The organism is Roseicyclus marinus, assembly GCF_036322625.1.
In the GTDB taxonomy this organism is placed as follows: Bacteria; Pseudomonadota; Alphaproteobacteria; order Rhodobacterales; family Rhodobacteraceae; genus Roseicyclus; species Roseicyclus marinus_A.
The window spans coordinates 2,556,952-2,570,171 of sequence record NZ_AP027266.1 but is presented as its reverse complement, the minus strand read 5'-3'; the positions used below and the strand labels follow the sequence as shown (position 1 = coordinate 2,570,171).

Here is a 13,220-nt window from a genome sequence, read left to right as displayed (position 1 = left end):
CCGGCCCCTAATCCTGACCCCATCGGCACGGAGGACACCGACCATGGAAATGCATGCAACCCGCACCATCGCGGCAGATCGGATGACGGTCTGGGCCGCGCTGAACGACCCCGAGGTGCTCAAGGCCTGCATCCCCGGCTGTTCGGAACTGACGGGTTCCCCCGAAGAGGGTTTCGCCGCCGTCGTCACGCAGAAGGTCGGCCCGGTCAAGGCGACCTTCAAGGGCGAGGTGACGCTGTCCGACGTGGTTCCGGGCGAAGGCTACACGATCTCGGGCGAGGGCAAGGGCGGTGTCGCGGGCTTTGCCAAGGGCGGCGCGGTGGTCCGTCTCAGTGATGCCGAGGGGGGCGGAACCGATCTGCATTACGATGTGGAGGCAAAGGTCGGCGGAAAGATCGCGCAGCTTGGCTCGCGTCTGGTCGACAGTTTCGCAACCCGCATGGCCGACCAGTTCTTTGAACGGTTCCAGGCCCATGTCGAAGGCCCGGCCGAAGGGTAAGCGGGTCGCGCGCGCTCGGGCGCACGACCCGAGGCATTATCAATCCTTGGACAGGATCGTCGCGATCTGATCCTTGAGCGTCATGCGTTCCTTGCGCATTTTCTGATCGGTGAAATCGTCGACCGGTTCCACCCCGCTTTCGGCCCGATGCACGGCGCGGTTCACGTCGTGATAGGCTTCGAACAGGCGCGCGAAATGCGCGTCGGTCGTTTTCAGGTCGTGGATCTTGTCGGCGTGCTGGGGGAATTCCTCGGCCAGTTCATGGGGGGTATGCGACATGCGGGTCTCCTTGCCTGTGGTCCATGTGTTCGCATGGACACTAGGCCGCCGGTCCCCCTGCGGGCTTTGAGCCAGATCAACCCGCCCCGCTCATTCCGCAGCCTCCCGGCTTTCGCCGCGCCAGGCAGAAATCAGCGCCTCCGGCCCCAGGGCATGGGCAATCGTCATCCCCTCGAAATCCTCGGGCTCGGTTTCTGCCAGCCGTCCGGGGAAGGCCAGGGTCCGCAGGCCCGCGTCGCGGGCGGCGTGCAGGGCGACAGGCGTGTCCACGATGGCCAGCGCGCGTGCCGGCCCGAGGTTCAGCGCGATCAAGGCCGCCTCCATCGCTTCGGGGTCGGGGGCCATGCGCGTCACATCCCCCCGCAAGATGGCGACATCGAAGGGCACGCCACCGCGCGCGCGCGCCGTGGCCATCAACAGCGCGCGCACGGGTTCCATGTCGGACCGGCTGACCAGCGCCAGCTTGACCCCGCCCCGCGCGGCCCAGTTCATCACCCGCGCCACGCCGGGGCGCAGCGGCACGCCCCCCGCCAGCATGGTGGCGAAATGGTTCTGATGGGTATGGTCCAGAAGATCGGCATCCACGCTCTCGCCCAGATGGGCGGCATAGCGTGCCGCCAATTGCCGGTCACCGCCCGGCCGCATCAGCTCGGCATAGGTGTCCCATGACCAGTTCCAGCTTATCCCATGCGCCCGGAACGCCGCGTTCCACGCCGCGCGGTCCAGTTCGGCGACCTCGGCCAAGGTGCCGATTCCCCCGAAGATCAGTGCTTCCAGTGTCATGTATCCCTCCGCTCTTGGCCATAGAACGCCCGATGAAGGTTAATTCGAAATGACAGAGCGCCGATCGCCGCGCTGCGGCAACGCGCTTTGATCCCCCCATGTGCGGGAGAGTGCAGCACTGCACAATTTGCAGGCGAAAGGAAAAACGCAAACTCAGGTTGCGGGTGCATCCGGCGGCGGTGTGATCGCCTTTTTGCGCCGCGCCTCGCGCCATGTCACGACGCTGATGGCCGCGATGATCATCGCGCCGCCCAGCATGACAAAGACATCCGCCGCCTCGCCAAAGATCACGACACCCAGAAGCGTCGCCCAGATCAGCTGCAGGAAGGTGACCGGTTGCGTCACCGTCAGCGGTGCCTTGGTGAAGGCCAGCGTCATCGTGTAATGCCCCGCCGTGGCGAACATCGCGGTCAGCGACAGCCAGCCCAGTTCGCGCCAGCCGATGGGGACCCAGACCGCCAGCGCATAGGGCAAAAGCACCGCAGGCACGACGACCGAGAGCATGAAAACCACGACCTCAGGTCGCGCGCGGTCCGACAGCAGCTTTGCCATGAAATAGCTGCCGGCCATGAAGACCGCGGTGAACAGCATGGCCAGATGGCCGATGTCGATCTCGCGAAAGCCGGGGCGCACGATCACCAATGTGCCCAGGAACGCCACCACAACCGCGCCGATCCGCCATGGCCCCAGCCGTTCTTTCAGAAGAACGACGGCCAAGAGCATCACGTAGATCGGGTTCAGGTAGTTCAGCGCCGTGACATCCGCGATGGGGATGCGCGCCATGGCGAAGAACCACAGGATCACGGCCACCGCATGGCACAGCCCCCGTATCCCGAACAGGGCCCAGGTCCGCCTGTCGATCACGGCGGCGCGCACGGCGGGCCACATCGGGATCAGGAACACCAGACCCAGCGCATAGCGCAAAAAGGCCGATTGCCCGGCGGGAACATGGGTGCCCACCATCTTGACGCTGGCGGTGACGGCGACAAAGCAAAGCCCGGTCAGGATCATCCAAAGGATGCCCGCAACGGGCCGCGCGGCCGGTCTTGCGGTCAGGCTGGGACTGTCGGTCGGGGCTGCCATGCACGTGACATGGCGCAGCCGTCAGGGCGTGTCCAGCGGTTCACGCACCAAGGCCAAGCTTGACCGCCAGGGCCAGCATCGTCACGCCCACGATACCGTCGAGCGCGCGCCAGGCCGCAGGCCGTGCAAAGACAGGGGCGAGCAGCCGCGCCCCGTATCCAAGTGCCACAAAGAACAGGACCGAAGCCGCAAGCGCCCCGCTGCCAAAGGCCCATCTCTCGGTCCCATAGGTCGCCGCGACCGCCCCGATCAGGCCGACCGTATCGAGATAGACATGCGGATTGGCCCAGGTCAGGACCAGCGTCGTTCCAAGCGCGGTGCGCAGGCTTTGTTCCGCCCCGTTGCCGGTGTCGAGCGCGCCTGTCTCGGTCCAGGCCGCGCGCAGGCTTCTGAGGCCGTAAATCACCAAAAACCCCGCGCCACCCCAGCGCATCGCCTCGATCGCCCAGGGCGCGCGCGTGGCGATGGCCCCAAAGCCCGCGACACCCGAAAAGATCAAGATCGCCTCGGACAGGCAGCAGACGGCCACGACCGCCCCCACATGGGCCCGCCGCAATCCCTGGCGCAGCACGAATGCGTTCTGCGCCCCGATGGCGAGGATGAGCGACAGGGACAGGGCGAAGCCTGCGACAAGGGCGGTGGTCATGGCAGCTCCATTCGCGACGCAGGTCTGGCTAAGGCGTCCAAATGCATCGGTCTAGCGCATAATTATGAATCAAGATAAGCATGACTTATGATTGACCGTGCCGCCCTCGCCGCCTTTTCCGCCGTCATCCGGGCAGGGTCCTTTGACGGGGCGGCAGCACTTCTGGGGGTTACGCAATCGGCCGTGTCGCAGCGTATCAGGGGTCTTGAGGAAAACCTCGGAACCGCGCTCATCCTGCGCACGCGCCCCGCCGCCCCGACAGATGCCGGTCGCCGCCTGATGGTCCATGCCGAGGCGCTTGGCCTTCTGGAACGGGATCTTTTGCGCGATCTGGGTCTGCCCGCGCCGGACGCGCCGCTGCGGATTGCCGTGACGGCGGATTGTCTGGCCACATGGGTCATCCCGGCGCTTGCGGCAGTCGAGGGGGTTTTGTTCGATCTGGTGGTCGACGATCAGGACCATTCCGCCGATCTCTTGCGCGCGGGCGAGGTCGCGGGTGCCATAACCGCCTCGGACAGGCCCGTGCCGGGATGCGACGCGCTGCCCTTGGGGCATCTGCGCTATATCGCTTTTGCCGCGCCCGACTTCGTGGCGCGTCATTTTCCCGATGGCGTGACGCTCGAAGCGCTCGCGCATGCGCCCGCCTTGACCTTCAACCGCAAGGACCGTCTGCAAAAGGCTTGGGCCGAGATGGCGACAGGCGCGCGGGTGATCCTGCCCACCCATTACATCGGGTCGACCCATGCCATCACCGAGGCCGGGCTGGCGGGCATGGGATGGGGCGTGAACCCCGAAACGCTTGTCGCGCCACTGATCGCTTCCGGGCGGCTTGTCGATCTGAACCCGCACGTGCGGGTCGAGACACCGTTGTCCTGGCAGGTCGCGCGCCGAGTCGCACCGGCGCTTGCCGCCGTCACCCGCGTCTTGCAGCGCGCAGCCCCTAGGACGCGTTAGGGCAGGTATTGGGTCGGGTTCACCGCCTCGAAGCCGCGCCGCACCTCGAAATGCAGGAAGGACGGCTCGCCCGGTCCGACCTCGGCGATGGTCTGGCCCTGGGTCACGCGGTCGCCGCGCGCAACGGTGATGTTGCGGATATTGGCATAGACCGTCAGCAGCCCATCGGGATGGCGCACGACAAGGATCGGGATCTGGTCGGTGTCTTGCGTGATCGCCGCCACCTCGCCGTCGCCGGCCGCACGCACGGCCGTGCCTGTCGCAGCCCCGATGTCGATGCCTTCGTTGCCGCGTCCGTAGGGACGGATGATATTGCCGGACACGGGCTGGATGAGCCGTGCCGAAGGTGCCGCTTGCGGGGTGGGTTGGGCAGGGGCCGGTGCGGGCGTTGTGCCCCGTTCGGGAAGCGTGGCCTGCTGGATCGGCTCGGGCAGCGGTGTCGCCGACGAGGGGGGCAAGGGTGCCACCGACGTTCCCGGCCGTGTCGGGCTGGAAGCCTGGGCCGAAGCCTCCTCGATCACCAGCGGGATGATCAGGTATTGCCCCTCGCGCACGGTCAGGTCCGGACCCAGCCCGTTCCATTCCGCAAGCGACCGCACCGACACGCTGTAGAGCCGCGCGATGGAATAGGCGGTTTCGCCGCGGGCCACGCGGTGGCGCACCGGTTCCGCGCCGTCCTGCACCGTGAGCGACGGATTTGTCCCCGTCGTGCCCGCGCGCGCCTCGGCGGCCTCGATCGCGCCCGAGGCGATGGCGGCGATGTCCCGGCCGCCCGGCGCCGTGCCCGGCGTCACGCGACGGGGAAGGGCGAGGATCTCGTCGGGCCGCAGCACATCGGTGGCCTGTCGCCCGTTGAACCGTGCCAGTTCCTCGGGGTCCATGCCGATGCGCGTGGCGACGCTGGCAACCGTGTCGCCCCGGCGCGCGACGGCGACCTGGTAGCTTTCATAGGTGATCAGCCCGTTGGCATCCGGTTCCGGGCGCGGTTCGGTGGTCACCGCCCCACGGGTCGAGATGCGGTCGGGGCGCAGGTCGAAATCGAGGTCCGAGGTGACACAGCCTGCAAGAACAGGCAGGCACAGGCCAAGGACGATCAGATGGGCGCGCGGCATCGCTCGGGTCTTCCTCAACTTATGGGCCGGTCTGCGTGTCGGCCTTCACCTGTTACGGCCCCGCGTTCCGGGGGTCTTGTCTTGCCTGATTGTCTACATCGAAACCGGGGCCCGGATAAACCCCATTGCGCGAAAGCGGCCATTTGCAGGCGCTCAATCGCGCGGCACACCGTCGATCAGCGGCACGAAACGCACATTCATGATCTCGTCATAGTCGAAGCCCGAGCCATCCGCGCGGCGCGTGACCTTGATCAGGCTTTGCACGGCATCCGACTGGCCCACGGGCAGGACCATGATCCCGCCCGGCTTGAGCTGCTGCAAAAGCGGCCCCGGCGGGTCCTCGGCCGCTGCCGTGACGAGAATGCGATCGAAAGGCCCCTGGTCGGGCAGGCCGAAACTGCCGTCGCCCGTTAGCACGGTGACATTGCTCAGGCCAAGAGCTGCAAAACGCGCCTCCGCCTCGCGGGTCAGGTTGCGGAAGCGGTCGATCGTGTAGACGCGGCGCGCAAGTTCCGCCAGAACCGCCGCCTGGTAGCCCGAGCCTGTCCCGATCTCGAGCACCGTATCGCGCGGCTGCACGTTCAGCGCCTGTGTCATCAGCCCCACCACCGATGGCTGGCTGATCGTCTGGCCCGACGCGATGGGCAAGGGCATGTCGTCATAGGCACGGGCCGAGAAATGCCCCTGCACGAAAGCCCCGCGGTCGACCGCCTCCATCGCTTTCAGGACACGGCTGTCGGTCACGCCCTTCTGGCGCAGCTGGAACAGGAACTGCATCTTGCGCGTGGCGTCTTCGGGCGTCATTCCAGCGCGGCCCTCAAGGCGTCGAGACGATCATGGGCGGTCAGGTCGGCGCGCATCGGCGTGACCGAGATGTAGCCCGAAAGATTGGCATGGGCGTCGCTGCCAGGTTCGGTCGGAACATCCTGCCGCCCGCCCTTGATCCAGAGAAACCGCCGCCCGTTGGGCGCGACATGGGGTTCCACCCCGAAGCGCGTCTCGCGCCGGAATCCTTGGGTCGTGACCCGCGTCCCCAGCACCCCATCGGCGGGCAGGGGCGGAAAATTCACGTTGTAGAAGACGCGGTAGTCATCCTCGTCCCAATGGCCATTGGCCAGAAGCTTGCGGATCACCGCAGCGCCATGGGTGCGGGCGGCCTCGAACCCGTTGTCGAGCGTCAGGTTCCCGGGCCCGTAATATTGCGAGAGTGCGATGGCGGGCAGGCCCTGCAGGGCCGCTTCCATCGCGCCGCCGATGGTGCCGGAATACAGCACGTTCTCGGCCGCGTTGTTGCCCCGGTTGACACCGGACAGGACCAGATCGGGCGGGCTGTCGCGCATCACGTCATAAAGACCCGCAAGCACGCAATCGGCGGGCGAGCCTTCGGCCGCGAAGCGACGGGGGGACAGTTCGGCGATCATCGTGGGATGGACATAGGAGATGCAATGCCCGACGCCCGATTGCTCGAAAGCGGGTGCGACGGTCCAGACCTCGCCTGCGGGTCCCGCGATCTCGGCGGCGATGGCTTCGAGCACCTTGAGGCCGGGGGCGTTGATGCCGTCGTCATTGGTGATGAGGATGCGCATGGGATCGTCCTGCCGGGTGTCGGGGCCTCATCCCGGGTCTAGCGGCTGGGGACCAGCGCGGCAAGCGGGAGGCGGCAGAAGGGGGCTCTGCCCCCGCCCGTTCCGGGCTCCCCCGGGATATTTTTGAAACAGAGAAGTGGGGGTCAGGCGCGCAATTGGCGAAAACCGAGCGCGAGGAGGATGAGGGCTCCGAGGCCTGCGGCAAGGCCGAAGGCGCTTGCGCCATTGGCCGCAAGGATGCCGATGAGCGCCCATGCGACGGCGATGGGATAGGTGGGCGTGCGCAGCCGCAGGGTCAGCCAAACCGAGAGCGCGAGCGCCACGCCGAGCATGACCCAGCTGAGCGCCTCGGGGCTGCCCCAGCCGTGGCCCATGACGACGGTCCCCGTCGCCACGCAGGAGGCCGCGGTGAGCCAGCCTGCGTAAAGCCCCAAGGGCAGCGCGTTCCACCCCCGGTCGCGGGCGGGCGCGCGGGCCAGCGCCCAGAGCGCGCCGCCGAGCATCAGCCAGATCAGGATCGTGGCCATGACGGGGGCGCTGAGGGCGACGGCGATCCAGCTCGCGCCGATGGCGAGGCTGATGAAAGCGCCCCAGCGGCCCCGGTCCCAATCGGGCGCGGTGTCGCGGCGGATCAGTCCGTAGCCCGCCGAGCCGAGCAGCCAGAGATAGATCACGCCCCAGATCGAAAAGGCATAGCCCGCGGGCTGGATCGGCGGATCATCCACCGGGATCGGCAGCTGCGCCGGGTTGAAGCCGGTAAAAGGCTGCGAAATCAGCGGCGAGACGACAAAGGCCAGTGCGGCGACGACGAGCAGCACCGCCTTGAGCTTGGCGCTGTCTTGCGGGTCGTCGGGATGTTCCAGATCAGTCAAGCTGTCCCTCGGGCGTGATGCGGGTCTTGCCCCCCATGTAGGGATGAAGCGCCTTGGGCAGAAGGACCGAGCCATCGGCTTGCTGGCCGTTTTCCACCACCGCGATCAGGCAGCGCCCGACGGCGAGGCCGGAGCCGTTCAGCGTGTGCAGGAATTCCGGCTTGCCGCCGCCGGTTGGGCGGAAGCGGGCGTTCATCCGGCGCGCCTGGAAATCGCCGCAGGTCGAGACGGAGCTGATCTCGCGATAGGTGTCCTGCCCCGGCAGCCAGGCTTCGATGTCATAGGTGCGGCGCGCGCCGAAGCCCATGTCGCCGGTGCAGAGCACCACGGTTCTGTAAGGAATTTCAAGGCGTTCAAGAATACCTTCGGCGCAGCCGAGCATGCGTTTCTGTTCGGCGTCGGAGTGGTCGGGATGGGTGATCGAGACCATCTCGACCTTTTCGAACTGGTGCTGGCGCAACATGCCCGCCGTGTCGCGACCGGCCGATCCGGCCTCGGAGCGGAAGCAGAGCGAATGGGCGGTGAAGCGCTTGGGCAGATCGGCCTCGTCGAGGATTTCGCCTGCGACGATATTGGTCAACGAGACTTCGGAGGTGGGGATGAGCCACCAGCCGTTCGTCGTCTCATAGCTGTCTTCGCCGAATTTGGGCAATTGGCCGGTGCCGAACATGGTTTCGGGACGCACGAGAACGGGGCCGTTCACCTCGGTCAGGCCATTCTCAAGTGTATGAATATCCAGCATGAATTGCGACAGCGCGCGGTGCAGGCGGGCCACGGCGCCTGTCAGGACGACGAAGCGCGAGCCCGAGAGTTTCGCCGCCGTCTCGAAGTCGAGACCATGGGAAACGCCCTTGATTTCAAAGTGTTCGCGGGGCTGGAAGTCGAAGGCGCGGGGGGTTCCCCACCGGTTGATCTCGACATTGTCGGCCTCGTCCGCGCCATCGGGCACGTCCTCGGCGGGCAGGTTCGGGATGGTGGCGAGAAGGTCGCGGAGGGCTGCGTCCTTGTCCTTGGCCTCATCCTCCAGCCGGGCGATTTCGTCTTTCTTTTCAGAGACAAGGGCGCGGAGGCGTTCGAATTCCGCCGCGTCGCCACGGGCCTTGGCGGCGCCCACGTCCTTGCTGGCGGTATTGCGGTCGGCCTGCGCGGTTTCGGAGGCGAGGATGCAGGCGCGGCGCGCTTCGTCGAGCGACAGGATGTCGGCGGATTGCGGGGGCAGACCCCGGCGGGCGAGGCCCGCATCGAAGGCTGCGGGATTGTCGCGGATGGCGCGGATGTCGTGCATGGGGCCCTCGTCTGGCGCTGTCTCGGGCCGGGGTATGCCAGAGCGGGGGGCGGGGGGAAAGGGGGCGGTGGTGCCGTAGGGAAAGCGTCGGGAAGCGGTAGGGAAGGCGTCGTGCATCAGGCGTTACCGATGGGCGCACGGAGAGGGGCGGTTTGGGATGGGTTGGTGCGGGGGTGTGGGGGCGGAGGGGGTGTGGGGCAAGGGTTTTTGGGGAGGGGTTTGGTGGCGTGGTGGTGGGCAGATTGCCCACCCTACGGCTGGCGCGCCTTGCCTTCGCTCCGACCCGAAAGTAGGGTGCGCCGAATTTCGACGGGGCCGCGCTGCCGCGCGCCTCATCCGCCATATCGATCCGCCAAGAAGGACCGCGTCTGACCATGGAAGCTTTCGCCCAGTTCGTCCCCCTTATCCTGATCTTCGTGATCATGTGGTTCCTGCTGATCCGTCCGCAGCAGAAGAAGGTGAAGGAGCATCAGGCGATGATCGCGGCCCTGCGCCGGGGCGACGAGATCGTGACCGCGGGCGGGCTGATCGGCAAGATCACCAAGGTCAAGGATGACGCCGAGGTCGAGGTCGAACTGTCGACCGGCGTGAAGGTGCGCGTCGTGCGCCCGACCATTTCGCAGGTCCGCTCCAAGACCGAGCCCGCCGCCGCAAACGATTGATCCCGGCAGGGGCGCCGCCGCGCGCGCCCCGTCGGACCCGGAGCTTCGGAAAGGGCCCTGAGCGATGTTGCAGATCCCGCTGTGGAACCGGCTGATGATCGTTGTCGTGGTGCTGGCGGGCCTGTCGCTCGCCATGCCCAACCTGTTCTATGACCGGGTCGAGCGGCACAATGACGCCGTGGCCGCCATCGAGGCGACGGGGGCCAGCACCGAAGCGCTGGAGGCCGACCGGGCGCTTTGGCCCGATTTCCTGCCCTCGACGCTGGTGAACCTGGGTCTCGATCTGCGGGGGGGTGCGCATCTGTTGGCCGAGGTGCAGGTCGCGGATGTCTACGAGGCGCGGATGGACGGGCTTTGGCCCGATGTCCGCGATGCGCTGCGCGATGTGCGCGACCAGGTCGGCACGATCCGGCGGCAAGATGCCCCGGCGGGCGAATTGCATGTGCGCATCAGCGAGCCTGCGGGGATCGCCGCCGCCGTCGCGGCCGTGCGCGAATTGGCCACGCCCGTCGTGGGCCTGACCGGGATCGCGGCCCCCACGCTCGAGGTGCGGGGCGAGACGGATACGGTGATCGTCACCCTGTCGGAGGCCGAGCGGCAGGCGACGGATGACCGGACCATGCAGCAATCGGTCGAGATCGTGCGCCGCCGCGTCGACGAGGCGGGCACGCGCGAACCCACGATCCAGCGGCAGGGCGCGGACCGGATCCTGATCCAGGTGCCGGGCATCGGATCGGCGCAGGAATTGAAGGATCTGATCGGGACCACGGCGCGGCTGACATTCCACCCGGTCGTCCGCCGCACCACCGATCCCGAGGCGCGTGTCGATGCGCGCGAGATCCTGTTGCCGTCGATGGACGAGCCGGGCGCGTTCTACGTGCTGGAACAGACGCCCGTGGTGACGGGGGATGATCTGGTCGACAGCCAGCCGGCCTTTGACCAACAAACCGGGCAACCGGCCGTCACCTTCCGGTTCAACCCGTCGGGCGCGCGGGATTTCGGCGATTACACGGCGGCCAATATCGGCGCGCCCTTTGCCATCGTGCTGGACAACGAGGTCGTGTCCGCCCCGGTGATCCGGTCGGCGATCACGGGCGGCTCGGGCCAGATCACGGGCAATTTCACGGTGGCGGAATCGACCGAGCTGGCCGTGTTGCTGCGCGCGGGCGCGCTGCCTGCGGAAATGGTGTTCCTGGAGGAACGGACCATCGGCCCGGAACTGGGTGCGGACAGTATCCAGGCGGGCGAGATCGCGGCGCTGGTCGCCTTTGCGGCCGTGCTGGTCTTCATGGTGTTGAGCTACGGCTTGTTCGGGGTCTTTGCCTCGGTTGCGCTGGTGTTGAACGTGGGGCTGATCTTTGGCGTCTTGAGCCTGATCGGGGCCACGCTGACCCTGCCCGGCATCGCGGGGATCGTTCTGACCATCGGCATGGCGGTGGATGCCAATGTGCTGGTCTTCGAGCGCATCCGCGAGGAATTGAAGACGGCCAAGGGCCCGGCGCGCGCCATCGAGCTGGGCTATAGCCGCGCGCTGTCGGCCATCGTCGATGCGAACCTGACGACCTTTTTGATCGCCGTGATCCTGTTCGTTCTGGGTTCGGGCCCTGTGCGGGGCTTCTCGGTCACGCTGGGGATCGGGATCATCACCTCGGTCTTCACCGCGATCTATGTCACCCGTCTGATCATCGTGACCTGGTTCGACCGGGCCCGCCCCAAGACAATCGAGGTCTGATCCCATGCGCCTGCGCCTTGTCCCCGAACAGACGAATATCGATTTCTTCAAACATGCGCGGCTGACATTTGGCGCATCGGTCGTGGCGATGGTGCTGTCCTTGGGCATCTGGTTCGCGATGGGGCTGAATTTCGGCATCGATTTCCTGGGCGGCACGACGATCCGCACGGAAAGCAGCGAGCCCGTGGATGTGGGGGCCTATCGCGCGGCGCTGGAGGCGCTGGAGCTCGGCGATGTGTCGATCACGGAGGTGTTCGACCCGACATTCGGCCCGGATGAAAACGTGGCCATGATCCGCATCCAGGCGCAGGATGGCGAGGAAAGCGTGACGCCCGCGACCATCGCGGCGGTGCAAGACGCGCTGCGGAGCGTCTATCCGGCGATGACATTTCCCAGCGTGGAATCGGTGGGGCCCAAGGTGTCGGGCGAGCTGATCCAGACCGCGATCCTGGCGGTTCTGGCCTCGCTGGGCGCGATCCTGGTCTATATCTGGCTGCGGTTCGAATGGCAGTTTTCGGTCGGCGCGGTGGCGGCGCTGATCCATGACATCGTGCTGACGATCGGGGTGTTCAGCCTGCTCCAGATCCGGTTCGACCTGGCCACCATCGCGGCGCTTTTGACCATCGTGGGCTATTCGATCAACGATACGGTGGTGATCTTTGACCGGCTGCGCGAGAACCTCATCAAGTACAAGACCCGCGCGCTGCAGGACGTGATGAACCTGTCGGCGAACGAGACGCTGAGCCGGACCCTGATGACCAGCGGCACGACGCTTTTGGCGCTTCTGGCGCTGATGGTGCTGGGGGGCGACGTGATCCGGGGCTTTGTTTTCGCCATCTTCTGGGGTGTGATCGTGGGGACCTATTCCTCGATCTTCGTGGCCAAGAACATCGTTCTGATGATCGGGGTGAAGCGGGATTGGTCCAAGCCCGACCAGAAATCGGGCACGCAGTTTTCCAACATCGATGCCTGAGGGGTTTTCGGCGGCGCTGGCGCTGCCGGGGCTTTGGGGATTGCTCGGCGCGGTGATGGTGGCGGGGCTGGTCTTCGGCTTTGCGGGCTTTGGCGCGGCGCTGGTCTTTTTGCCGGTGGCGGTGGCCTTGGTGCCGCCCGAACTGGCGGTGGCGGCTTTCTCGGTGTCGGCGCTGTCCTCGCTCGTCACGGTGGTGCCGCGCGCCTTTGGCCAGACGGACAAGCGCGCGCTGGGGCAATTGCTGCTGGCGGCGATGGTGAGCTTTCCCTTGGGGGTCTGGGTGTTGCGGGTGGGCGACGAGATCGCCATCCGCTGGGCGGTGTCGGGGGTCGTCCTGGTGACGCTGGCGGCATTGATTGCGGGCTGGCGGATGCGGGCGGCGCCGAGACCCGTGGCGCGGCTGGGGGTCGGGGCTGCGACCGGGATCGTGGGCGGGGCCACGGGCCTGACGGGGCCGGTGGTGATCCTGTTCAACCTTGGCGCCGGCGCGCCGGCGGCGGTGACGCGGGCCAATACGCTGGTCTTTCTGACCTTTTCCGCGCTTTTGTTGCTGCCGCACCTGTGGGTGCAGGGGCTGTTGCGCCCCGAGGCGCTGTGGCTGGGTCTTTTGCTGGTGCTGCCCTATGCTGTGGGCAACCGGATCGGGCAGGCGCTGTTCGATCCCGGGGCCGAGGCGATCTATCGGCGCGTGGCCTATGCGATCATCGCGGCCTCGGCGCTGGTCGGATTGCCGGTCTGGACGTGACGGAAAGGA

The 13,220-nt window shown here is 66.8% G+C and carries 15 protein-coding genes; 6 read left to right on the top strand and 9 right to left on the bottom strand.

The window, feature by feature from the left end:
* The first annotated feature begins 43 nt into the window (after positions 1 to 43).
* On the top strand, positions 44 to 499 hold the full coding sequence (locus AABA51_RS12275) for a CoxG family protein (protein WP_338272196.1): 456 nt from the start codon (positions 44 to 46) through the stop codon (positions 497 to 499).
* Positions 500 to 538: 39 nt separating this feature from the next.
* Here the strand turns inward: AABA51_RS12275 and AABA51_RS12270 are convergent, their stop codons facing one another.
* The 4 genes from AABA51_RS12270 to AABA51_RS12255 all read right to left on the bottom strand — a co-directional run bounded on the left by AABA51_RS12270 (position 539) and on the right by AABA51_RS12255 (position 3,290).
* Entirely contained in the window at positions 539 to 778 is a 240-nt protein-coding gene (locus AABA51_RS12270) for a YdcH family protein (protein WP_338272194.1), read from the bottom strand.
* 90 nt (positions 779 to 868) lie between these two features.
* A complete protein-coding gene (locus AABA51_RS12265; protein WP_338272193.1) occupies positions 869 to 1,561 on the bottom strand; it encodes an HAD family hydrolase in 693 nt (230 codons plus the stop codon).
* Positions 1,562 to 1,714: 153 nt separating this feature from the next.
* Entirely contained in the window at positions 1,715 to 2,644 is a 930-nt protein-coding gene (locus AABA51_RS12260; protein ID WP_338272192.1) for a DMT family transporter, read from the bottom strand.
* Between the two features lie 40 nt (positions 2,645 to 2,684).
* Positions 2,685 to 3,290 carry a LysE/ArgO family amino acid transporter gene (locus AABA51_RS12255; protein ID WP_338272191.1) on the bottom strand — a complete coding sequence of 202 codons (606 nt, stop codon included), beginning with the start codon at positions 3,288 to 3,290 and terminating at the stop codon, positions 2,685 to 2,687.
* An 87-nt stretch (positions 3,291 to 3,377) separates the two neighbouring features.
* On the opposite strand from AABA51_RS12255, the gene AABA51_RS12250 reads away from it, so the two are divergent.
* Positions 3,378 to 4,244 carry a LysR family transcriptional regulator ArgP gene (locus tag AABA51_RS12250; protein WP_338272189.1) on the top strand — a complete coding sequence of 289 codons (867 nt, stop codon included), beginning with the start codon at positions 3,378 to 3,380 and terminating at the stop codon, positions 4,242 to 4,244.
* Here the strand turns inward: AABA51_RS12250 and AABA51_RS12245 are convergent.
* From AABA51_RS12245 to serS, 5 genes are all read right to left on the bottom strand, one after another.
* Entirely contained in the window at positions 4,241 to 5,356 is a 1,116-nt protein-coding gene (locus tag AABA51_RS12245) for a peptidoglycan DD-metalloendopeptidase family protein (RefSeq protein ID WP_338272187.1), read from the bottom strand. The genes AABA51_RS12250 and AABA51_RS12245 overlap by 4 nt on opposite strands.
* Before the next feature lie 153 nt (positions 5,357 to 5,509).
* A complete protein-coding gene (locus tag AABA51_RS12240) occupies positions 5,510 to 6,160 on the bottom strand; it encodes a protein-L-isoaspartate(D-aspartate) O-methyltransferase (protein ID WP_338272186.1) in 651 nt (216 codons plus the stop codon).
* Positions 6,157 to 6,942 (bottom strand): 5'/3'-nucleotidase SurE, encoded by a 786-nt coding sequence (gene surE / locus AABA51_RS12235; RefSeq protein ID WP_338272185.1) that lies wholly within the window; start codon positions 6,940 to 6,942, stop codon positions 6,157 to 6,159. Before surE ends, AABA51_RS12240 begins: the two co-directional genes overlap by 4 nt.
* A gap of 143 nt (positions 6,943 to 7,085) precedes the next feature.
* Entirely contained in the window at positions 7,086 to 7,814 is a 729-nt protein-coding gene (locus AABA51_RS12230) for a hypothetical protein (protein ID WP_338272184.1), read from the bottom strand.
* Positions 7,807 to 9,099 carry a serine--tRNA ligase gene (gene serS, locus AABA51_RS12225; RefSeq protein WP_338272182.1) on the bottom strand — a complete coding sequence of 431 codons (1,293 nt, stop codon included), beginning with the start codon at positions 9,097 to 9,099 and terminating at the stop codon, positions 7,807 to 7,809. Before serS ends, AABA51_RS12230 begins: the two co-directional genes overlap by 8 nt.
* 374 nt (positions 9,100 to 9,473) lie before the next feature.
* On the opposite strand from serS, the gene yajC reads away from it, so the two are divergent.
* The 4 genes from yajC to AABA51_RS12205 all read left to right on the top strand — a co-directional run bounded on the left by yajC (position 9,474) and on the right by AABA51_RS12205 (position 13,211).
* Positions 9,474 to 9,761, top strand: a complete 288-nt coding sequence (yajC, locus tag AABA51_RS12220) for a preprotein translocase subunit YajC (protein WP_338272181.1) — start codon at positions 9,474 to 9,476, stop codon at positions 9,759 to 9,761.
* A gap of 64 nt (positions 9,762 to 9,825) precedes the next feature.
* Positions 9,826 to 11,493 (top strand): protein translocase subunit SecD, encoded by a 1,668-nt coding sequence (secD, locus tag AABA51_RS12215; protein WP_338272180.1) that lies wholly within the window; start codon positions 9,826 to 9,828, stop codon positions 11,491 to 11,493.
* 4 nt (positions 11,494 to 11,497) lie between these two features.
* Positions 11,498 to 12,466, top strand: a complete 969-nt coding sequence (secF, locus tag AABA51_RS12210; RefSeq protein WP_338272179.1) for a protein translocase subunit SecF — start codon at positions 11,498 to 11,500, stop codon at positions 12,464 to 12,466.
* The gene (locus tag AABA51_RS12205) at positions 12,459 to 13,211 is read left to right on the top strand and encodes a sulfite exporter TauE/SafE family protein (RefSeq protein WP_338272178.1); all 753 of its coding nucleotides are present in this window, start codon (positions 12,459 to 12,461) and stop codon (positions 13,209 to 13,211) included. Before secF ends, AABA51_RS12205 begins: the two co-directional genes overlap by 8 nt.
* Positions 13,212 to 13,220 lie beyond the last annotated feature (9 nt).

Excerpts from the sequence above, each read along its gene's own strand:
- AABA51_RS12275 (WP_338272196.1), top strand. The coding sequence starts at position 44 with ATGGAAATGCATGCAACCCGCACCATCGCGGCAGATCGGATGACGGTC.
- AABA51_RS12270 (WP_338272194.1), bottom strand. The coding sequence starts at position 778 with ATGTCGCATACCCCCCATGAACTGGCCGAGGAATTCCCCCAGCACGCC.
- AABA51_RS12265 (WP_338272193.1), bottom strand. The coding sequence starts at position 1,561 with ATGACACTGGAAGCACTGATCTTCGGGGGAATCGGCACCTTGGCCGAG.
- AABA51_RS12260 (WP_338272192.1), bottom strand. The coding sequence starts at position 2,644 with ATGGCAGCCCCGACCGACAGTCCCAGCCTGACCGCAAGACCGGCCGCG.
- AABA51_RS12255 (WP_338272191.1), bottom strand. The coding sequence starts at position 3,290 with ATGACCACCGCCCTTGTCGCAGGCTTCGCCCTGTCCCTGTCGCTCATC.
- AABA51_RS12250 (WP_338272189.1), top strand. The coding sequence starts at position 3,378 with ATGATTGACCGTGCCGCCCTCGCCGCCTTTTCCGCCGTCATCCGGGCA.
- AABA51_RS12245 (WP_338272187.1), bottom strand. The coding sequence starts at position 5,356 with ATGCCGCGCGCCCATCTGATCGTCCTTGGCCTGTGCCTGCCTGTTCTT.
- AABA51_RS12240 (WP_338272186.1), bottom strand. The coding sequence starts at position 6,160 with ATGACGCCCGAAGACGCCACGCGCAAGATGCAGTTCCTGTTCCAGCTG.
- surE (WP_338272185.1), bottom strand. The coding sequence starts at position 6,942 with ATGCGCATCCTCATCACCAATGACGACGGCATCAACGCCCCCGGCCTC.
- serS (WP_338272182.1), bottom strand. The coding sequence starts at position 9,099 with ATGCACGACATCCGCGCCATCCGCGACAATCCCGCAGCCTTCGATGCG.
- yajC (WP_338272181.1), top strand. The coding sequence starts at position 9,474 with ATGGAAGCTTTCGCCCAGTTCGTCCCCCTTATCCTGATCTTCGTGATC.
- secD (WP_338272180.1), top strand. The coding sequence starts at position 9,826 with ATGTTGCAGATCCCGCTGTGGAACCGGCTGATGATCGTTGTCGTGGTG.
- secF (WP_338272179.1), top strand. The coding sequence starts at position 11,498 with ATGCGCCTGCGCCTTGTCCCCGAACAGACGAATATCGATTTCTTCAAA.
- AABA51_RS12205 (WP_338272178.1), top strand. The coding sequence starts at position 12,459 with ATGCCTGAGGGGTTTTCGGCGGCGCTGGCGCTGCCGGGGCTTTGGGGA.